This is a genomic window from Enterobacter sp. 302C9, assembly GCF_034106085.1.
Taxonomy (GTDB): Bacteria; Pseudomonadota; Gammaproteobacteria; order Enterobacterales; family Enterobacteriaceae; genus Enterobacter; species Enterobacter asburiae_B.
Map to the genome: position 1 here is coordinate 56,061 of NZ_JAWNBW010000013.1, position 19,415 is coordinate 75,475.

Consider the following 19,415-nt stretch of genomic DNA (forward strand, 5'->3'; position numbering starts at 1 on the left):
TCTGCTCACGTTGAAACGCCGGCCTTGTGCCGGCGTTTTGCTTTTTAGAGAACCGGGTCTTAACGCGCCCTGATAAAACTGCCGTCTGGCTGGCGGGTAAACAGCACCTGTTGTCCACTTCCCGTATCAATCGTTAACCCTGTCACCACCCCGCTGGCATTCTGGCGAACCTGTACCATCTGTCCATTCTGCAGGTTACTGAGCGGCTTACCCGCACCTTCCACCTTCGCCATGGCATACACGTCGGTTGGCGGCAGGTTGTGGTCGCGGAACAGCTGTGCCAGCGTTTTGCCCGGCTCTACGCGATAGGAACGCCACTGTTGCTCAATGCCGGTAGGCTGTTGCGTCTGAGGCTGAGACGGGGCGGCGGCTTGATCCTGCGGCTGTTCATCCTGAATAGGTTCTGGCTCAACCGGCGCGACCTGACCCGGATCGTTAGACGGGGTCACAAGCTGCGTCTGCATCGGCTGTGCGTCAGGCTGCGGCCGCGTCTGCGACTGAATGTCCAGTTGGGCATTGCGGGTGACGGGTGCGGTATCGACATCATCGCCCCCGGAAGGAAGCAGGAAGCCCACGATCACCATCAGCGCGCCAATGATGATCCCTCTGCGATGCAGAGGAGGCAGCGGGTCCATGATGCGAAAATTGTCCGGCGCCTGCCAGATTTTCGCCAGGGTAGGTTTCAGTTCAAATCGCCCGGGCATGGCACTCCTCCTGCTCCGCGTATTTTTTATCCTGTGCCCCGAAGTATAGTTTGCTAACTGCCTGAACGGCGTAGTAAACCCGACATCCGTGACATCAGTTCGGGATTAATCCTGGTTATCTCTATTGTTTCTGTTTCGTCGCGGTTTGTCACCTTAACTTCAGACAAAGTTTTACCCATAAGGGCATGGCTGATATGCTGCCCGCTACTTTAAATGTGATGGAAGGAAAACCCATGACCACCCCGACTTTTGACACTATCGAAGCGCAGGCAAGTTACGGTATCGGCTTGCAGGTAGGACAGCAGCTGAGCGAATCCGGCCTGGAAGGTCTGTTACCTGAAGCGCTGGTGGCGGGTATCGCTGACGCGCTGGAAGGCAAACAGCCTGCCGTTCCGGTAGACGTTGTGCACCGTGCGCTGCGTGAAATCCACGAACGTGCTGACGCCGTGCGTCGCGCGCGCTTCGAAGAGATGGCAGCCGAAGGTGTGAAATATCTGGAAGAGAACCGCGAGCGTGAAGGCGTGAACAGCACCGAATCCGGTCTGCAGTTCCGCGTGATCAATCAGGGCGACGGCGCAATCCCGGCGCGTACCGACCACGTTCGCGTGCATTACACCGGTAAACTGATCGACGGTACCGTGTTCGACAGCTCCGTGGCGCGCGGCGAACCGGCTGAATTCCCGGTCAACGGCGTGATCGCAGGCTGGATCGAAGCTCTGACCCTGATGCCGGTCGGTTCCAAATGGGAACTGACTATCCCGCATAACCTGGCCTATGGCGAGCGCGGCGCTGGCGCGTCCATCCCGCCATTCAGCACCCTGGTCTTTGAAGTCGAGCTGCTGGAAATTCTGTAATCGAATTTTCTTATTTCCTCTCCCCGGTAGGGGAGAGGAAAATAGTGTAAAAACCTATAGTTACGGTGCTATCAACATTTTATCTTGCAAACGAAACTGTTGCGTGTATTTTTGTGAGCTGTTTCGCGCTGTATGAGTGATATGACACTCACTTTCAACATATTATTAACATAATATCTAAATCATAGTATTCATCCCGCCGATTCTTACCTAATATCGATTAGCCCTTACAAGGGAACGTCATCTTTTGACGTATTTAAAGGCCAGAAGAGCCTTAACAACACAGACAGGCATAAACAGGAAAATATCACATGGTAGATCAGGTCAAAGTCGTCGCCGACGAAGAGGCGTCGTCTGAACAGTCGCTACGGCGCAATCTCACAAACCGTCATATTCAGCTCATTGCGATTGGGGGTGCCATCGGTACCGGGCTGTTTATGGGGTCAGGCAAAACCATCAGTCTCGCCGGGCCGTCGATCATATTCGTTTATATGATCATCGGTTTTATGCTCTTCTTCGTGATGCGTGCAATGGGTGAACTGCTGCTCTCGAACCTCGAATACAAATCCTTTAGCGACTTCGCTTCTGACCTGCTCGGGCCGTGGGCGGGCTATTTCACCGGCTGGACCTACTGGTTCTGCTGGGTCGTCACCGGTATGGCGGACGTCGTGGCGATTACCGCCTACGCGCAGTTCTGGTTCCCGGGGCTGTCGGACTGGGTCGCCTCGCTGGCGGTCATTGTTCTGCTGCTGAGCCTTAACCTCGCCACCGTTAAAATGTTCGGTGAGATGGAGTTCTGGTTCGCGATGATCAAAATCGTGGCGATTGTCGGGCTTATCGTCGTGGGTCTGGTGATGGTGCTCACCCACTTCCAGTCGCCAACGGGCGTTCAGGCGTCGTTTACCCATCTGTGGAATGACGGCGGCTGGTTCCCGAAAGGCATTAGCGGCTTCTTTGCCGGCTTCCAGATCGCGGTTTTTGCTTTCGTGGGCATTGAGCTGGTGGGCACGACGGCAGCGGAGACCAAAGATCCCGAGAAGTCTCTCCCGCGCGCGATTAACTCTATTCCGCTGCGTATCATCATGTTCTACGTCTTCGCGCTGATCGTCATTATGTCCGTGACGCCGTGGAGCTCCGTGGTGCCAACCAAGAGCCCGTTCGTTGAGCTGTTCGTGCTGGTAGGCCTGCCTGCTGCCGCGAGCCTGATTAACTTCGTGGTGTTGACCTCTGCGGCGTCTTCCGCGAACAGCGGCGTGTTCTCCACCAGCCGTATGCTGTTTGGCTTGGCACAGGAAGGCGTGGCGCCGAGCGCGTTCGCCAAGCTGTCCAAGCGCGCGGTACCGGCAAAAGGGTTGACCTTCTCCTGCATGTGCCTGCTGGGCGGCGTGGTGATGCTCTACGTGAACCCAAGCGTGATTGGCGCGTTCACCATGATCACCACGGTCTCTGCGATCCTGTTTATGTTCGTCTGGACCATCATCCTCTGTTCATACCTGGTGTACCGCAAGCAGCGCCCGCACCTGCATGAAAAATCGATCTACAAGATGCCGCTGGGCAAGCTGATGTGCTGGGTGTGCATGGCGTTCTTCGTCTTCGTGCTGGTTCTGCTGACGCTGGAAGATGATACCCGTCAGGCACTCATCGTCACGCCGCTGTGGTTTATCGCGCTGGGGCTGGGCTGGGTGTTTATCGGTAAGAAACGTATGGCAGGCGTAAGGTAAAAGCAAAACGGCAACTTCGGTTGCCGTTTTTAGTTTTTCTATTCCCCAGCTAATGCCCGCGGGAACAGAACGTTGTTCTCAAGACTGATGTGTTCCATCAGGTCGTCAATCATCTCGTTAATGCCGTTGTACATCGCTTTCCACGTTGTGCACGCTTCTGGCGGCGGCGTGACGTTGTGGGTGGTGTGTTTGATCACTTCCAGCAGCTCACCCGCATCATCGTGCTCGCTTTCCATCACGCTGATAGGCCCCATCGCCTGGCTTCCCATTCCCTGTTTAATCATCGGGAAGAGGATCTGCTCTTCTTTCATCATGTGGCTGGAAAGCTCTTCATGCAGCAGGGTCAGGTATTTCGCCAGACCGCGCGGTACGGAAGGTTTGTCGGCATGAACGCGCTCAACTTTGGTTGCCTGCAGGATCAGTTCCGGCAGCTGTTCACGGTGACGGTCATGGTATCGCACGATGATATGGTCGATGATTTCAGCAAGCGGGGCGGTTCGCCAGTCTTTGTCGACGGGCTGCCCGGCCAGCTGCGCCAGCTCTGCTTCAATCACCTCAACGTCCAGTTCCTTGCGTGAGGCCGCACGCGCCAGGGTTTGCTTACCGCCGCAGCAGTAATCCATATCGTATTTACGGAACAGCGCAGAAGCGCGAGGAATGGAGAGCGCCAGCTCGCCAAGGGGTTGGTCGCGAAAGGCCATAGCAGTTACCTCGTCATTAATAATATAAGATGCATATTAAATACATCTTTAAGCCAGCGCTATAACCCTTTAGAGGGAAGGGGGAAAGTGAGATGCAGATCACAAAAAAATACCCCGTTTAACTCTCTGAATGGACTTAGGAAAGTGGTTTAGAAACTTTTTAAAGGTGTAGAAACAGTAAACAACCCGCCGCGCCTGCCGATATATCCACGTCAGACAAACCTGCATATAACAAAGGCAACGCATGTTTAAACGTATAAAAGTCATTACCCTTCTGATTTCGGTGCTGCTTGTGCTCGGCATCATGCAAGTGATTTCCGCGGGTATCTTTATCAACGCGCTGAATAACGATAAAGACAACTTCACCGTGTCGCAGCTCTCCAGCAAGAACGTGGCGGAGTTTACCGATGCGTGGATCAGCCTGAACCAGGCGCGCGTGACGCTGAACCGCGGGATGCTGCGTCTGCAAAGCAGCATGGCCTCTCAGATTAACGGTGGGCAGCTTAATGAGCTGGTCAACACGGCGAAAAATCTGCTCGCCGATGCGCAGGTCCATTACGATAAATACTATGCCCTGCCAAATACGCCGGGCCTGGACGAGAACCTGGCTAACCGGCTTGAAGAGCAGTACCGCATTTACTCTGCAACGCTGACGCAAATGAACGTCCTGCTGAGCCAGGGCAATCTGGAAGACATGTTCAAGCAGAATGCGGAGCAAAAGCAGACCGCGATGCAGGCGGTTTACCGTGAATGGCGCGAAGCGCAGGCAACGCTTACCGATAAAGGCATCCAGGACAATGAAAGCGACTACAAGCGCATCCTGTGGATCCTCTCTGCGGTTATGCTGCTGGTGATTGTGGTGATTATTTCCAGCTGGGTAGCCATGCGCCGCGTGCTGCTGCTGCCTCTGGAAGAGGTGATTAACCATATTCGCGCCATTGCGGCGGGAGATTTAACCCAGCCGATTCAGGCTGAAGGTAAGAACGAGATGGCTATCCTGGCGCGTAACGTTCAGGAGATGCAGACCTCGCTGGCGAACACCGTGGGCGTGGTGCGTGAAGGTGCGGATACCATCTACACCGGTGCCGGTGAAATTTCTGCCGGCAGCAACGACCTCTCTTCCCGTACCGAGCAGCAGGCCGCGTCTCTGGAAGAGACGGCAGCCAGCATGGAACAGCTGACGGCAACCGTGAAGCAGAACGCCGATAACGCGCGTCAGGCTTCCCGTCTGGCGCTGGACGCCTCCTCTACGGCGAAGAAGGGCGGTAACGTGGTTGAAGGCGTGGTGCGTACGATGGACGAAATCGCCACCAGCTCCAGTAAAATCGCGCAAATTACTAACGTAATCGACGGTATTGCCTTCCAGACTAACATTCTGGCGCTGAACGCGGCGGTGGAAGCGGCGCGCGCGGGCGAGCAGGGCCGTGGTTTTGCGGTTGTGGCTGGGGAAGTGCGTACTCTCGCCCAGCGCAGCGCCCAGGCGGCGAAAGAGATCAAAGCGCTGATCGATGATTCCGGCGAGCGCGTGAACGCGGGCTCCCAGCTGGTTAACGAAGCCGGGGAGACGATGGCGGAGATCGTCAATGCGGTCACCCGCGTCACCGACATCATGGGCGAAATTGCCTCGGCCTCTGACGAGCAGAGCCGCGGTATTGACCAGGTGGGCCAGGCGGTAGCCGAGATGGACCGCGTGACCCAGCAGAACGCATCGCTGGTAGAGGAATCTGCGGCCGCGGCGGCGGCGCTGGAAGATCAGGCTGCCCGCCTGAACGAAGCGGTGGCGGTGTTCAAAATCACCCGCAACCAGGCGGTCAAAGCGGCGCCGGTGAAAACCTATGTACCTAAAGCGCAGCCCGTAGCGGCGGCGTCTGAAGGGAACTGGGAAACGTTTTAAGGGCTTGCCCGGTGGCGGCTACGCCTTACCGGGCCTACGATTTTGTAGGCCCTGCAAGCGCAGCGCCGCTGGGCAATGCTCACATCTCCGAAGCCGGAACGACCCTCGGTTTTTCCGGCTTCGCTCTTACCGCCATCACCACTCCCACCACCAGCAGCGCGATCCCGCAGGCCGTGAATAACGGCGGTAAGCTCTGGCGCATCAGGAAGGTATAAAGCAGTCCGGCCAGGGTTTCGAAGACAATCAGCGGCCCTAAAATCACCGTCGGCAGCTTCTGGCTGGCAATGTTCCAGCACAGCGCGCCCACCCATGAGCACAGCACCGCAATCGCAACCATCAGGCCGATAAAAACCCAGGGTCTTGGCCCGAAGGGTTGGGCGAAGTCTGGCTGTTGATGGCCTAACCAGATGCACGCCCCGGCATAGCCCACCAGCGAGACGGGCAGCGTGACCAGCGCCTGCGCCGTCGCCCACATCATCGGGTGCTTGTCCGGGTTCTCCCGCAGCCAGCGCGCGTTGCGCAGGGCATACCATGCCCAGCACGCCACGGAAATGAACGCCAGCACAATGCCAGAGCCGTAACGCCACAGGTCAACATCCGCCTGCCCGTGACGCAGCTCTGCAATATTGACGCATACCAGCCCCACGGCGGTGCATACCAGCGCCGGCGCCATTTTTGACCACGCCAGTTTGCCATCGCGGTGGCTGTAGAGCAGGTTAGCAAAGACGGGGATGACGACCGGCAGCGTGCCGATAATCATGGTAGATACCGGCGCACCGGTACGCTGAATGGCACTCGCAAGGCAAACGTAGTAGATAAGATTGCCCATCATGGTCAGCGCTAGCGCGGTGCCCCAGTCCTGACGGCTGAGCTGACGCAGGCGCGCGCGTCCCAGCCACGCCAGGGGCAGAGCAATCAGCCCGAGCGCCAGATAGCGTCCGGTCGACTGCAGTATTGCCGGATACTCGGGCACGATTAATGGGCCGACAAAAATCAGCCCCCACATCATCCCGGCCAGAAGGGCATACAACACTCCACTAATCATTTTTCCATCCACAGGTATTTACGCTGCATGCAGTGTAGGAGGGGAAAATGCGTGCGTATTGTATGAGATTGCGCATTAGCGCCGGGTGACCTGCTTCTGGTAGCGCACGGGCGTAATGCCGTAGCGGCGGGTAAACGCGCGGGTTAAGTGGGACTGGTCGGTCAGCCCGGTCGCGGCTGCCACTTCGGCGGCTGGCATGCCGTGGGTGAGGAACGCTTTAGCGCGCCAGAGGCGAATGGCCATCAGCATCTGGTGCGGCGTAACGTGAAAATGGGCTTTGAACTGGCGCTGGAAATGGTACGGGCTCAGCGAAACGACGCTGGCCAGCTCGTCCAGCGTCAGGGCGTGCATGTAGTTGTCGTGCAGGTACTCGCGCACGCGTTCGAAGCGGTGCGCGCCTTCCTGAATCACCGGCGCGTGATGGGCCAGCGGCTGGAAGGTCTCAATCAGATCCAGCAGTAATCCTTTTTGCGCAAGCGGATCGTCCGTATGCCACAATCCGTAAATCAGCCTGCCGATTTGCTGCGAGCGCAGCGGGTCATGACGCGTGACATCGCTAAACCACCAGTGCCGGAGGCCGGTCACCTCTTCCAGAAGATCGGGTTCGATATAGACCATCCGGTAGCGCCAGCCGCCTTCGGTGGCGGATTCGCCGGTATGGATCTCGTCCGGGTTCATGGTGACGACGGATTTTTCCGCCGCGAGATGCTGGGTACCGCGATAGCGAAAGCGTTCGGCACCGGTTTCAATCGTGCCGATCCCGAAGGCTTCATGGGTGTGAGGCTCAAAGGCGTAGTCAGAAATATGCGCGTGATAAAGCTCCAGGCCCGGCAGCTGCGCAAGATGGCGAAAGCGCGCGCTGTCTCTTTCATCATTAAACTGTTCCGGTACGCCTTGCACGTTGAGCCTCCTCGTGGTCATCTTTTCATTATCAGAGATGACCGCAGTTTATGCACTAAACATCTTTGCCCGGACGGTCTTACGGTAATCCCCCGGTGAAACCGTTGTTTTATGCTTAAACTGGCGATTAAAGTGCGCAATATCCTGATATCCAACCGCATTTGCAATCTCCTGAATACACAGATTGGTGGATTGCAGCATTGTCATGGCGGATTCAATTCTGGCGGTTAATAAATACTGCAGTGGGGACATGTCGGTGGCATTTTTAAAGCGGCGATTAAAGTTGCGCAAACTCATGCCAGCCATATCTGCAAGATTCTGCATGGATATATCCGAGGCGCAGTTGGCTTTTATCCAGATTTGAATTTGAACAATATCTTCATCCGGATGGGGTTTGTTTTCTTCACTGTAACACTGACGTTCAAACTGGCTACGAATTTCATGGAAAAATGTCCGTTGAGTATGGGTGGCTACACGTTTCCCGTATATCGTTTCTATAAAATGGATCGTCAGATCGGACAGGGCCTTAACGCTTGCGGCGCAGAAAATATTATCGGCCTGAGTGAGAAAATGCTTTGTCTGTAATTTTACGCTGGGGTAGTCGCGCGAGAATTGTTTGAAGTAGTGCCAGTGGGTGGTGGCGGGCTTTCCGTTTAGCAATCCCGACTCCGCCAGAAAACAGCAGCCCGTTCCGACGGCGGCGATGCGGGTTCCTCGCGCGGCCTGCTCGGTCAGCCATTCCAGAAGTTCAGGCTGTTGTCTGACCACCGCGCGAGGATTGCGCCACAGGGCAGGAAGATAGATAACGTCATAGTGTCTGTCTGCGGCAAGGGTGGTATCGGCGGTAATGCTAAAACCACTGTGCGTCAGGATGGGCTCGCTGTTTATGCCAATGGTATTCACCTTCAGAATATTCTCCGGGCGACAGAGCCTGAAGGGTGACTTCTCCGGTTTGTGCGTGCCTGCGTGGGATGTTGTTTTTTGCTCAGCTAAATAGCTACTGGCTGCCGCTTTCCACATTTCAATCGGAAGACTGAGACCGGAACTTAGCATGCGTTCACATAACACAAATCCTATTTGTGTATTTGTCATTTTTGATTAATACCTGTTTTTACTATTATTTTTGGTGGCTCATCGTTGCCGTGGCCAAAAAAGTCAGCGTTTTGGCTGGATTTTCATATTAGCTTTTGTTGGTAATTTGTAAACTAATATCTGAAATTATCGTACTTGCTTAATAAAATAAATCCACGACCACGAGAGAATAAATTATGGTGAAATTACCCGTAATAACGGCTTTTGGCGGCTATGGTCCAGCTGGGCGTAGTTCTTCACATCATGCATTTCGTCGAATGATTATTGAGTCATTATCGGAAGAGGAACGGCAGGGTACGTTATTATCGTTAGCCATCCTGATGGGCGTCCTTAAATATGATGAAGGTGGGTATTGCGACATTTCCGGTAAAAGATTTACACCTGCTCAGGCCGCCGCGAGGATAAAAGACGAGGTGCTTGAGGGAACCCTTATCAGAAATATTACGCGCGACTACTTTGATGTCGATGCTATTGCCGGTCATGCAAAATTGAATATGGTTTCAGGCGAAGAGGGATTCAGTTTTAATATATCTGCCAGGCAATTACCTCAACCCTTACCGGCGGGATGGCACGTTGAAGAATTAGCGGATCGGCGTGTCCGTATTACCGTTCAGGGAGAGATGGACTGCAAAATTGAGGCGTTGCTGCGCACGGAGGTTCAGGCTGCAGGGCTGTTGCCGCAGGGATTCCGTCCGGGCGACCATTACAATTCGCAGTTCCATCCGCGGGCGTTACAAATGGCGATTGTCGGAGCGTCAGACGCCATCAACGCGCTGGGGATCCCGTGGCGAGAGGTACAGGCCAAAATCACGCCGGATCAGCTCGGCGTCTATTCGGGCAATATCATGGGGCAGCTCGACGATTATGGCTTTGGCGGAATGCTGCAGTCGCGCCTGAAAGGCCATCGCGTCAGCGCCAAACAGTGCCCGCTGGGCCTGAACAGCATGTGCGCCGATTTCCTCAATGCGTATGTGCTGGGTAGCGTCGGTCATACCAGCGCCACGCTGGGGGCGTGCGCCACGTTTCTGTATAACCTGAATGCGGCAGTCGAAGATATCAAAGCGGGGCGCATTCGCGTAGCCGTCGTTGGCAGCGCCGAAGCACCGGTCACCTCAGAAGTGATTGAAGGATTCGATGCCATGGGCGCCCTGGCAACGGAGAGCAAGCTTAAGCACACTGATGAAACGGAAACGGCCGACTGGTGCAACAGCAGCCGCCCGTTTGGCAACAGCTGCGGTTTTGTTATCGCAGAATCCAGCCAGTATGTCGTGCTAATGGACGACGAGCTGGCGCTGCAGCTTGGCGCAGAGATCCACGGTTCGGTGGGGAATGTCTTCATCAACGCTGACGGCTTTAAACGCTCTATTGCGTCACCGGGGCCGGGGAATTACATCACCATGGCGAAAGCCGTAGCCTCTGCGGTATCGATGGCCGGGATAGAGACGGTGCAGAAGGGATCGTTTATTCAGGCGCACGGCTCGAGCACGCCGAAGAATTGCGTCTCCGAGGCGGATATTTTTGACCGCGTTGCGCAAGCTTTTTCGATTCGCGACTGGCCGGTGACGGCGGTGAAATCGTACCTCGGTCACTCCCTGGGCCCAGCCAGCGGCGACCAGCTGATCGGCTGCCTCGGCGTCTTCCGCTATGGTATTTTGCCGGGAATTAAAAGCGTGTCCCACATCGCACCGCAGGTGAACAACGCGCGCTTAACCATTCCTCTTCAGGACTGCAAATTAGAGGAAGACCAGAGACAAATTGCCTTTATTAATTCAAAAGGCTTTGGCGGTAATAATGCCACGGGGGTGGTTTACTCGCCGAAGCTTACCCGTCAATGGTTGCGCAAACGCTATGGGGAAACGGTGTTTGCGAATTATCAGCAGCGTAACCGCCAGGTGCGACGTCAGGCTAACGCCTACGACGAGGCGGCGTCGCAGGGTGAACTCAATGTCATTTATCTTTTCGGCCAGCAGGGGATAAATGAGGAAGATATTAAGATTGATATGAATGGCATCACCATTCCCGGATTTGAAAAACCGATAACGTACGCGACGGATAAAGAATACCCGGACTTTTAATCGTTATATCTGTTTTTATTATTAATAAATATGAGCGGGCCGGGTAAGGGAAATCACCCGGCCGCAGGATAGAACGGTGACACTGTTAAAGAATGGCTTTAATACTCTGCGCCAGCGGGGTCGTTGCGCGCCCGATCAGTTTGCTCAGCGTATGGCTATCGTCAAAGAGTCCCCCTTTGGACGCACCCACATCCGAGTCCGCCAGCATATCTGCCAGCCCTGCAGGCAGGCCGACGCTTTTCAGGGCGGCGGCAAAATCCGCTTCACTGAGATTCTGGTAGGTTACCGGCTTCCCGCTCTGTTTGCTGAGTTCAGCCGCCAGTTCGCTCAGCGTCCAGCCGTGGTCGCCCGCCAGTTCGTAGACCTTGCCCGCGTGGCCCTCTTCAGCAATCACTTTGGCTGCCGCCGCGGCATAGTCTGCACGGGTGGCAGAGGCAATTTTGCCTTCGCCTGCCGCACCAATAAACACGCCGTGTTCCAGCGCAGGCGGCGCGCTCGCCAGGTAGTTTTCGGTATACCAGCCATTGCGCAGCAGGGCATAAGGGATGCCGGACGCCGCCAGCGCTTTTTCAGTGGCAACGTGTTCAACGTGCAGACCCAGCGGTGAGTTGTCCGCATGCAGCAGGCTGGTGTAGGCGATAAATTTCACGCCTGCTGTTTTGGCGGCGTTAATCACGTTCTGGTGCTGAGTCGCGCGCTGGCCGACTTCGCTGGAAGAGATCAGCAGCAGCTTATCCACGCCGCTCAGCGCGGCGGTGAATGCGGCTTCATCCGTGTAGTCCGCCTGGCGAACCACAATTCCCTGCTGGCTTAAGGCCTGCGCTTTCGCCGGGTTACGTACGATGGCCACAATCTGGCTGGCCGGTACGGTTTTCAACAGCTGTTCGATAACGAGATGGCCAAGCTGGCCGGTAGCGCCGGTAATCGCGATCATGATGAATCTCCTTCGTGTTTGTCTGGTGTTGTGGCACACTAGCACCATAGCTAACTTTTAGTAAGTACGTACAAAAAGGTAAGTATGAAAACAACGATACCGACGCTCAGCGAACAAATGCGCGATGGCAATCTTTTCGCGGAACAGTGCCCTTCACGCGAGGTGCTCAAACACGTGACCAGCCGCTGGGGTGTCCTGATTCTGCTGGCCCTGCGCCAGGGAACGCATCGCTTTAGCGATCTGCGTCGTAAAATGGGCGGGGTGAGCGAAAAGATGCTGTCCCAGTCACTCCAGGCGCTGGAGCAGGACGGGTTTGTCGATCGCGTGTCGTATCCGGTGGTGCCGCCGCACGTAGAGTATAGCCTGACGCCGATGGGGATTGAGGTCAGCGAGAAAGTCGCCGCGCTGGCGGACTGGATTGAGGTGAATACGCCGAAGGTGATGGCGAATCGGGACGATCGTGCGGCCTGATGTCTTCACCCTGACCTAATGCCTGCGTGGGCGACCCCCTCTCCCTTGAGGGAGAGGGCGGGGGTGAGGGGGGAACATATAACTCTGGTGGTCATTCCGTTCACTTTATGTTCCTTGCTTCTCTGTAACGACATGGCCTGTGAACGTGCCAGGGCGGCTCAATCGCCGCCGCCCCGGCGACCCGGGCTCCCGGCGGTAAATCGCCGCTTCGCGGATTGCTCGCCCCATCCCTGGGGCTCACCCTTTCAGGGCCAGCTCAGGCGCTGTCCAAAATTGCTCCCGGCAATTTTGTCCTCAGCTTATTCCTTCAGGCTATCGGGTCGGGCATGAGCCTGCATCCCTGCAGGCCACGCCCTCTCGGCGCATCCTTGCGCCTCGCCCCGGCCTTGCGGAAACGCTTCGGCGATTTACAGCCGGACCAGGGCATCGCTGCAATTCATTAATTTTTCTGAAGAAATATTCATCGCTTCGAGTTGGAAAATTACTGAGGACCCCTCTCCCATAGGGAGAGGGAACAAACACGAAAAACGGCAACGTATGTTGCCGTTTTGTTTTTACTTACTCAAATCCACCTGATAAATCGCGAACCCGATATCATCCGTTGCGACCTTCTTCATCGGATACTGGGCTTTATCCTTGATGAACGCGGCTGCCTTATCGGACGGCGACGTTTCTATGCGGATATCCAGTTTCGTATCGCTGTGGATCGGCGCGAGTCGCCAGTTGTTGTCCACCGCCGGATGAATTTCGCCCGCCTTCTTCGACTCCGCGCTGATCCACGCCGCCAGCACCGAGCGGTTCTCGTCCGGCGAGGCAAAGGCGATGTGGCTATCTCCCGTACCGGCAAACTTACCGCCGTAGGCGCGGTAGTTATTGGTCACCACCAGGAAGGTGGCATTCGGGTCGATCGCCTTGCCGTTGAAGGTCAGGTTTTTGATGCGCTCCGCCTGCGGGTTAATCGCCTGACACTCGCCGTCATATTTCGCCGGCTGGGTGACGTCAATCTGGTAGTTTACGCCGTCGATCACGTCGAAGTTATAGGTACGGAAGCCGTCCCAGTTAATCAGCGACTGCGGCTTACTGCTGTGCGGGTCAATCTGGTTAAACTGTCCGGCAGAGCACTCCAGCCACTCTTTCACCTCCTGGCCCGTCGCTTTTACCACCACCAGCGTGTTCGGGTAGAGATAGAGATCGGCGGCGTTACGGAAGGTCAGCTGGCCCTTTTCGACTTCAACATAGCTTGCCGGGTCGTTCTTACGCCCGCCAACCTTGAATGGCGCAGCCGCTGACAGGACCGGCAGTTTTGCCAGATCCGGATCGCCCTGCACAAAGTGTTCCGCATAGGCTTTCTGCGCCATGTTGACGACCTGAACGGTCGGGTCGTCCTGCACCAGCGCCAGGAAGCTATACATGTTGTCGGCGGATTTGCCGATCGGCTTGCTGACGAATTCGCGCGTGGCGTCGTGATCGTGCTTCAGCACGTCGACCAGTTTTTTATCTTCCGCCGCCAGAGATTTTTTAGCCGCAGCGTCGTAAATCGGGCGCGCTTCGGCTTTTGACTGCGTCACCTTCCAGCTGCCGCCGTCGTTATTCAGCACCAGATCCACCACGCCAAGATGGTCGCCCCACATGCCCGGCATCACCGACGGCACGCCGTTGAGCGTCCCTTTCTCAATGTCCGCCCCTTTGATGCTGGCGAAATCTTTGCCCGGGAAGACCGCGTGGGCGTGGCCGAACAGGATCGCGTCGACGCCCGGGACTTCACTCAGATAGTAAACGGAGTTTTCTGCCATGGCCTGATACGGATCGGCGGAGAGACCCGAGTGGGCGACAACGACCACCAGATCGGCGCCTTTTTCGCGCATTTCCGGCACGTATTTCCGCGCGGTTTCGGTGATGTCGTTAACGGTCACTTTGCCGTCGAGGTTGGCTTTATCCCACGTCATGATCTGCGGCGGCACAAAACCGATATAGCCGATTTTCAGCGTCTGTTTTTTACCGTCCTGGTCGACGACGTTTGTCTCTTTAATCAGGTAAGGGGTAAAGAGCGGCTTTTGCGTCTTAACGTCGATGATATTGGCGTTAACGTACGGGAATTTCGCACCGGCAAGGGCGTCATGCAGGTATTTTAGACCGTAGTTGAATTCGTGGTTGCCGAGGTTGCCGACGGTATAGTCCAGGGTGTTCATCGCTTTATAAACAGGATGGATCTCGCCTTTTTTCAGCCCCCTGGTCGCCATGTAATCCCCGAGCGGACTGCCCTGAATGAGATCGCCATTGTCGACCAGCACGCTGTTTTTCACTTCGCCACGCGCCGCATCGATCAGGCTTGCCGTGCGTACCAGGCCGAATTTTTCCGTCGGGGTATCTTTGTAGTAATCGAAGTCCATCATGTTGCTGTGCAGATCGGTCGTTTCCAGAATACGCAGATCTACCGTCGCCGCCTGTACGCTTGCTGCAATCAGCGTCGCCAGAAGCGTTGCACTAAACTTAATCATCAGAGGAGTCCTTTTTTCGATGCAGAGCACAAAAGAGTATGTATCTATAGCTTGTTGCTTACAGAAATGTGAATCCTGACAGAAAAAAGTCACCTGAAACCGGAATTGCTTCACAGATAGCGGAATTGTTCACATTACGATATAACTAAAACAAAGAGTTAACCTCACTGAGTTAACAAAGAGGTGGAAAATGCTAGATAAAATTTGTCAGCTCGCACGGGATGCGGGAGATGCCATCATGCAGGTGTATGACGGCAGTAAACCTATGGAGGTGGTCAGCAAGGCCGACGACTCTCCGGTCACGGCGGCGGATATCGCGGCGCATAAGGTGATCCTGAAAGGATTACAGGCCTTAACGCCGGACATCCCCGTTCTGTCAGAAGAAGCGCCGCAAAGCTGGGACGAGCGCCAGCACTGGCAGCGTTACTGGCTGGTCGATCCGCTGGACGGGACAAAAGAGTTCATCAAGCGCAACGGTGAATTCACCGTCAATATCGCCCTGATTGAGAAGGGCAAAGCGGTGCTGGGCGTGGTCTACGCGCCGGTAATGAAGGTGATGTACAGCGCTGCAGAAGGGAAGGCGTGGAAGGAAGAGTGCGGCGTGCGCAAGCAGATCCAGGTGCGCGATGCGCGTCCACCGCTGGTGGTGATTAGCCGCTCGCACAGCGACAGCGAGCTGCAGGAGTACCTGCAGCAGCTGGGTGAACACCAGACCACCTCGATTGGCTCATCGCTGAAATTCTGCCTGGTGGCGGAAGGCCATGCGCAGCTCTACCCTCGCTTTGGGCCAACCAACGTCTGGGATACCGCGGCAGGTCATGCCGTTGCCGCGGCCGCCGGGGCGCATGTTCATGACTGGCAGGGCAAGCCGCTGGACTATACCCCGCGCGAATCCTTCCTCAACCCCGGCTTCCGCGTCTCTATTTACTGAGCCAGCAGCTTATGCAGCAGGTCGACAACCTGCTGCACCTCTTCCTGGGTTAACGCGCCGTCTTTCGCCCACTGTACGCGGCCCTCTTTATCCAGCACGATAATCGCGGAGCTCTCTTCTTCCAGCTGCCAGGCCTTACGGGTTACGCCGTTGCTGTCGACGATAAACTGCGACCACGGGTAGAGCTTTTTATTGCTCTCAAGGCTTGAGCGCACAAACATCCCGGAGCCCGGAATGGCGTCGTCGGTGTTAACAATCGTGGTCGTCTGGTAGCGGTCGTGAGGGAATTTTGCGGCCTTGATCGCTTCCACCAGGGTAGCATTTTTCTCTTTTGCGGATGTACGACCGGCAATATGTTGTACAACTCTCACTTTGCCCGCGAGCTGCGCGCTATTCCAGGGTTTGTAGCTAAACTTATCATTGTCGAGAATCAATTCTCCCCGGTCAGCAATGCCGACTGGCGGTACACGTTGTCCTTTTTCAATGTTGTGAGCGGAAGCCCACAGCGGCAGCAGCAGGCAGGTTGCTGCAAGGATATTACGTAGGGTCATGGCGTTTCCTTATTGTTTGCAGGTGATCCGACCACTTGGTCTTGCGCTTTTAATCATAAGTGCGATCAATGGGGTTTTCCCGCAATCCCGATGCCAGTTTGCGGGCGAACGCACATATCCATGAAAAAACGACGGCTTATACTGCGCCCGGTCACGCTTTGCAAAGATTATTCTGAATAATTGTAATCAAACGGTAAATAAACTTATGCACACTGGGTAACACCGTAGTTCTGGTCTATAGTCATTGGGCATTAAAATTTGCGCTCAGGACAGTCGGGCCGATTGTGGCACCGCAAGAGCGTATGATTCGCAGGAGATACAAGAATGAAAATTTTCCAACGCTACAACCCGCTTCAGGTGGCGAAGTACGTGAAGATCCTGTTCCGTGGACGGTTGTACATCAAGGATGTTGGCGCTTTTGAGTTTGATAAGGGCAAGATCCTTGTCCCAAAAGTGAAGGACAAACAGCACCTGTCTGTGATGTCCGAAGTCAACCGTCAGGTTATGCGTCTGCAGACTGAGATGGCTTAACCAACGTGCTATGCAGTAGTTAAAAAAACGGCTCCCAATGGGAGCCGTTGATGTTTGTAGAGGCTGGTACTTTACGCCGACACCTTCTCTTCCGCGTCCGGCAGCTTCGGTACCAGTACGGTCGGTTTGTTATCGATGCGCGTCACCAGCAGCTGGTCGATGCGGTAGTTATCAATATCCACCACTTCAAACTTGTAGCCGGAGAACTTCACCGAGTCGGTACGTTTCGGGATCTTACGCAGCATAAACATCATAAAGCCGCCGATGGTCTCGTAGTTGCCGGACTGCGGGAACTCGTCGATATCCAGCACGCGCATCACGTCTTCAATCGGTGTGCCGCCATCAATCAGCCACGAATTATCGTCGCGCTGAACAATCTGCTCTTCCAGTCCCTGGCCAACCAGATCGCCCATCAGCGTGGTCATCACGTCGTTCAGGGTGATGATACCCACCACCAGCGCGTATTCGTTCATGATAACCGCGAAGTCTTCCCCGGCGGTTTTGAAACTTTCCAGCGCTTCTGAGAGCGTCAGGGTGTCCGGCACAATCAGGGTATTGCGGATCTGCACGCCGCTGTTGAGCGCCAGGCTCTGGTTTGCCAGCACGCGGTTCAACAGGTCTTTGGAGTCGACGTAACCGATGATGTGGTCGATATCTTCATTACAGACCAGGAACTTAGAGTGCGGATGCTGCGCTACTTTGTTCTTCAGGCTCTGCTCATCTTCATGTAAATCGAACCAGATAATGTTTTCACGGCCCGTCATGGAAGACGGCACGGTACGGGATTCCAGCTCGAACACGTTCTCAATCAGCTCGTGCTCCTGCTTGCGCAGCACCCCGGCCAGCGCGCCGGCTTCAACCACCGCATAAATGTCGTCAGAGGTGATGTCGTCTTTACGCACCATTGGCAGCTTAAAGATGCGGAAAATGACGTTTGCCAGGCCATTGAAGAACCACACCAGCGGACGAAACACGTACAGACAGAAGCGCATCGGGTTGATGATACGCAAAGCCACAGCTTCTGGCGCAATCATACCGATGCGTTTCGGGGTCAGGTCTGCAAAGAGGATGAACAGGCCGGTTACCAGCGAGAAGGAGAGGATAAAGCTCAGCTGTTCGGCCAGTTCAACGGACATGTACTTAACAAACAGACTATAAAACGCCGGGGAAAACGCCGCATCACCCACGATACCGCCGAGAATGGCGACCGCGTTGAGGCCAATCTGCACCACGGTGAAGAACATCCCGGGGTTTTCCTGCATTTTCAGGATGCGGGTAGCATTGATGTTGCCTTCATCGGCAAGCAGCTTCAGTTTGATTTTACGGGACGCGGCCAGCGAGATCTCAGATATCGAGAAAAACGCGCTGACGGCAATCAGACAAAGTATTACTAAAATACTGTTTAACATAGTTTATCCGGCTTCTCGCCAGATCCTCAGAAGGGGAGTTGATACCATTTGTGTGAAAACACATTGAAAATCAGCTCGTAGCGTTGAGCCGATTATTTCAGCGGGTAGTATAGCGTAAAGAGATGTAAATCTGCCAGAGGTCACAATTTGGCGAAGATGGCCGGCGGGGGCGGCTGGTGGATGGATGTTAAGCTATGAGACAACGCTGTCGCTTCTTTGAGCGCCACGCGGCTCGCGTGGCGCTGGGTCGATAATCAGGCCAGCTGTGGCGGCAGGCAGACGCCGATGCCCCCGATACCGCAGTAGCCGTACGGGTTTTTATGCAGATACTGCTGGTGATCGTCCTCGGCATAGTAGAACGGTTTCGCGGTGGTGATTTCCGTCGTCACCTCGCGCGTATCGCCCGCTTCACGCATGGCCTGCTGGAAACGCTCAAGGCTGGCGCGTGCGGCGGCATCCTGCTCGGGCGTGAGCGGATAAATGGCCGAACGGTACTGTGTGCCGTGGTCGTTGCCCTGACGCATGCCCTGCGCCGGGTCGTGGTTTTCCCAGAAGACCTGCAGGAGTTGCTCGTAGCTGATGACTGCAGGGTCATAGACCACGCGTACCGCTTCCGCATGCCCGGTTTCGCCGGAGCAGACTTCGCGATAGGTCGGATTCGGCGTGTAGCCGCCCGTGTAGCCAGCCGCCGTGCTGTAAACGCCGGGCAGCTGCCAGAAGAGGCGCTCAACGCCCCAGAAGCAGCCCATGGCGAACAGGGCGATTTCCATTCCCTCCGGCACGTTGGTCATGGAATGGTTATTGACGGCGTGTAAGGTCGCCACAGGCATAGGGGTGTTGCGTCCCGGTAATGCATCAGTTTGTGAAACCAGATGCTTTTTGTCGAATAAACTCACGATGGGGCCTCCCGGGGTGCGATGTTTCGGTTAAGGTTGTCACGAAGCGTTTAATTGAACACAATAAATGCGCTGAATGAGTCTAGATTTAATCATAAGAAATATTTGGGTGTTACACCCGTTTTCAACCCGTGATTTGGGTTTTTGGCCAACAGGCCGTATTTTGCCGCGGAGCGGTACTTCATTTGCTTCCAGGGTGGAAACAGGG

General features: G+C 55.3%; 17 protein-coding genes. 7 read left to right on the forward strand and 10 right to left on the reverse strand.

Annotated elements, in window-relative coordinates; genetic code table 11:
* Positions 1 to 59: 59 nt before the first annotated feature.
* A complete protein-coding gene (locus tag UR289_RS19145; protein ID WP_143347621.1) occupies positions 60 to 704 on the reverse strand; it encodes an OapA family protein in 645 nt (214 codons plus the stop codon).
* 233 nt (positions 705 to 937) lie between these two features.
* On the opposite strand from UR289_RS19145, the gene fklB reads away from it, so the two are divergent.
* The gene (gene fklB, locus UR289_RS19150; RefSeq protein WP_008502892.1) at positions 938 to 1,558 is read left to right on the forward strand and encodes an FKBP-type peptidyl-prolyl cis-trans isomerase; all 621 of its coding nucleotides are present in this window, start codon (positions 938 to 940) and stop codon (positions 1,556 to 1,558) included.
* A gap of 311 nt (positions 1,559 to 1,869) precedes the next feature.
* Entirely contained in the window at positions 1,870 to 3,279 is a 1,410-nt protein-coding gene (gene cycA, locus UR289_RS19155; protein WP_048977313.1) for a D-serine/D-alanine/glycine transporter, read from the forward strand.
* A 38-nt stretch (positions 3,280 to 3,317) separates the two neighbouring features.
* On the opposite strand, the gene ytfE is transcribed toward cycA, so the two are convergent.
* The gene (gene ytfE, locus UR289_RS19160; RefSeq protein ID WP_033144474.1) at positions 3,318 to 3,980 is read right to left on the reverse strand and encodes an iron-sulfur cluster repair protein YtfE; all 663 of its coding nucleotides are present in this window, start codon (positions 3,978 to 3,980) and stop codon (positions 3,318 to 3,320) included.
* A 244-nt stretch (positions 3,981 to 4,224) separates the two neighbouring features.
* On the opposite strand from ytfE, the gene UR289_RS19165 reads away from it, so the two are divergent.
* The gene (locus UR289_RS19165; protein WP_063440651.1) at positions 4,225 to 5,874 is read left to right on the forward strand and encodes a methyl-accepting chemotaxis protein; all 1,650 of its coding nucleotides are present in this window, start codon (positions 4,225 to 4,227) and stop codon (positions 5,872 to 5,874) included.
* A 79-nt stretch (positions 5,875 to 5,953) separates the two neighbouring features.
* Here the strand turns inward: UR289_RS19165 and UR289_RS19170 are convergent, their stop codons facing one another.
* From UR289_RS19170 to UR289_RS19180, 3 genes are all read right to left on the reverse strand, one after another.
* Positions 5,954 to 6,919, reverse strand: a complete 966-nt coding sequence (locus tag UR289_RS19170; RefSeq protein ID WP_126787388.1) for a DMT family transporter — start codon at positions 6,917 to 6,919, stop codon at positions 5,954 to 5,956.
* Between the two features lie 75 nt (positions 6,920 to 6,994).
* Positions 6,995 to 7,819, reverse strand: a complete 825-nt coding sequence (locus UR289_RS19175) for an AraC family transcriptional regulator (RefSeq protein WP_033144477.1) — start codon at positions 7,817 to 7,819, stop codon at positions 6,995 to 6,997.
* Between the two features lie 48 nt (positions 7,820 to 7,867).
* On the reverse strand, positions 7,868 to 8,911 hold the full coding sequence (locus tag UR289_RS19180; RefSeq protein ID WP_033144478.1) for a GlxA family transcriptional regulator: 1,044 nt from the start codon (positions 8,909 to 8,911) through the stop codon (positions 7,868 to 7,870).
* Positions 8,912 to 9,531: 620 nt separating this feature from the next.
* On the opposite strand from UR289_RS19180, the gene UR289_RS19185 reads away from it, so the two are divergent.
* Positions 9,532 to 10,986 (forward strand): beta-ketoacyl synthase, encoded by a 1,455-nt coding sequence (locus UR289_RS19185; protein ID WP_233469311.1) that lies wholly within the window; start codon positions 9,532 to 9,534, stop codon positions 10,984 to 10,986.
* Between the two features lie 85 nt (positions 10,987 to 11,071).
* On the opposite strand, the gene UR289_RS19190 is transcribed toward UR289_RS19185, so the two are convergent.
* A complete protein-coding gene (locus tag UR289_RS19190) occupies positions 11,072 to 11,920 on the reverse strand; it encodes an SDR family oxidoreductase (RefSeq protein ID WP_033144480.1) in 849 nt (282 codons plus the stop codon).
* An 84-nt stretch (positions 11,921 to 12,004) separates the two neighbouring features.
* On the opposite strand from UR289_RS19190, the gene UR289_RS19195 reads away from it, so the two are divergent.
* Positions 12,005 to 12,391, forward strand: coding sequence for a winged helix-turn-helix transcriptional regulator (locus tag UR289_RS19195; RefSeq protein WP_023331869.1), 387 nt, complete (start codon positions 12,005 to 12,007; stop codon positions 12,389 to 12,391).
* A 554-nt stretch (positions 12,392 to 12,945) separates the two neighbouring features.
* On the opposite strand, the gene UR289_RS19200 is transcribed toward UR289_RS19195, so the two are convergent.
* The gene (locus UR289_RS19200; RefSeq protein WP_094935136.1) at positions 12,946 to 14,889 is read right to left on the reverse strand and encodes a bifunctional 2',3'-cyclic-nucleotide 2'-phosphodiesterase/3'-nucleotidase; all 1,944 of its coding nucleotides are present in this window, start codon (positions 14,887 to 14,889) and stop codon (positions 12,946 to 12,948) included.
* 190 nt (positions 14,890 to 15,079) lie between these two features.
* Between UR289_RS19200 and cysQ the strand changes: the two genes are divergently transcribed.
* Positions 15,080 to 15,820: a 3'(2'),5'-bisphosphate nucleotidase CysQ gene (gene cysQ, locus UR289_RS19205; protein ID WP_023310160.1), complete on the forward strand. Its 741-nt coding sequence runs from the start codon at positions 15,080 to 15,082 to the stop codon at positions 15,818 to 15,820.
* Here the strand turns inward: cysQ and UR289_RS19210 are convergent.
* Entirely contained in the window at positions 15,814 to 16,371 is a 558-nt protein-coding gene (locus UR289_RS19210; protein ID WP_094935137.1) for a YtfJ family protein, read from the reverse strand. The genes cysQ and UR289_RS19210 overlap by 7 nt on opposite strands.
* 324 nt (positions 16,372 to 16,695) lie before the next feature.
* On the opposite strand from UR289_RS19210, the gene UR289_RS19215 reads away from it, so the two are divergent.
* Positions 16,696 to 16,902, forward strand: a complete 207-nt coding sequence (locus UR289_RS19215) for a DUF1107 domain-containing protein (protein ID WP_008501430.1) — start codon at positions 16,696 to 16,698, stop codon at positions 16,900 to 16,902.
* A gap of 71 nt (positions 16,903 to 16,973) precedes the next feature.
* On the opposite strand, the gene UR289_RS19220 is transcribed toward UR289_RS19215, so the two are convergent.
* Together UR289_RS19220 and msrA are read right to left on the reverse strand one after the other, a co-directional pair.
* Positions 16,974 to 18,311, reverse strand: coding sequence for a hemolysin family protein (locus tag UR289_RS19220; RefSeq protein ID WP_032662457.1), 1,338 nt, complete (start codon positions 18,309 to 18,311; stop codon positions 16,974 to 16,976).
* Between the two features lie 254 nt (positions 18,312 to 18,565).
* Positions 18,566 to 19,207 carry a peptide-methionine (S)-S-oxide reductase MsrA gene (gene msrA, locus UR289_RS19225; RefSeq protein ID WP_029741954.1) on the reverse strand — a complete coding sequence of 214 codons (642 nt, stop codon included), beginning with the start codon at positions 19,205 to 19,207 and terminating at the stop codon, positions 18,566 to 18,568.
* Positions 19,208 to 19,415: the final 208 nt, after the last annotated feature.

Coding starts and splice junctions, on each gene's coding strand:
- UR289_RS19145 (WP_143347621.1), bottom strand. CDS start 704: ATGCCCGGGCGATTTGAACTGAAACCTACCCTGGCGAAAATCTGGCAG.
- fklB (WP_008502892.1), top strand. CDS start 938: ATGACCACCCCGACTTTTGACACTATCGAAGCGCAGGCAAGTTACGGT.
- cycA (WP_048977313.1), top strand. CDS start 1,870: ATGGTAGATCAGGTCAAAGTCGTCGCCGACGAAGAGGCGTCGTCTGAA.
- ytfE (WP_033144474.1), bottom strand. CDS start 3,980: ATGGCCTTTCGCGACCAACCCCTTGGCGAGCTGGCGCTCTCCATTCCT.
- UR289_RS19165 (WP_063440651.1), top strand. CDS start 4,225: ATGTTTAAACGTATAAAAGTCATTACCCTTCTGATTTCGGTGCTGCTT.
- UR289_RS19170 (WP_126787388.1), bottom strand. CDS start 6,919: ATGATTAGTGGAGTGTTGTATGCCCTTCTGGCCGGGATGATGTGGGGG.
- UR289_RS19180 (WP_033144478.1), bottom strand. CDS start 8,911: ATGACAAATACACAAATAGGATTTGTGTTATGTGAACGCATGCTAAGT.
- UR289_RS19185 (WP_233469311.1), top strand. CDS start 9,532: ATGGACTGCAAAATTGAGGCGTTGCTGCGCACGGAGGTTCAGGCTGCA.
- UR289_RS19190 (WP_033144480.1), bottom strand. CDS start 11,920: ATGATCGCGATTACCGGCGCTACCGGCCAGCTTGGCCATCTCGTTATC.
- UR289_RS19195 (WP_023331869.1), top strand. CDS start 12,005: ATGAAAACAACGATACCGACGCTCAGCGAACAAATGCGCGATGGCAAT.
- UR289_RS19200 (WP_094935136.1), bottom strand. CDS start 14,889: ATGATTAAGTTTAGTGCAACGCTTCTGGCGACGCTGATTGCAGCAAGC.
- cysQ (WP_023310160.1), top strand. CDS start 15,080: ATGCTAGATAAAATTTGTCAGCTCGCACGGGATGCGGGAGATGCCATC.
- UR289_RS19210 (WP_094935137.1), bottom strand. CDS start 16,371: ATGACCCTACGTAATATCCTTGCAGCAACCTGCCTGCTGCTGCCGCTG.
- UR289_RS19215 (WP_008501430.1), top strand. CDS start 16,696: ATGAAAATTTTCCAACGCTACAACCCGCTTCAGGTGGCGAAGTACGTG.
- UR289_RS19220 (WP_032662457.1), bottom strand. CDS start 18,311: ATGTTAAACAGTATTTTAGTAATACTTTGTCTGATTGCCGTCAGCGCG.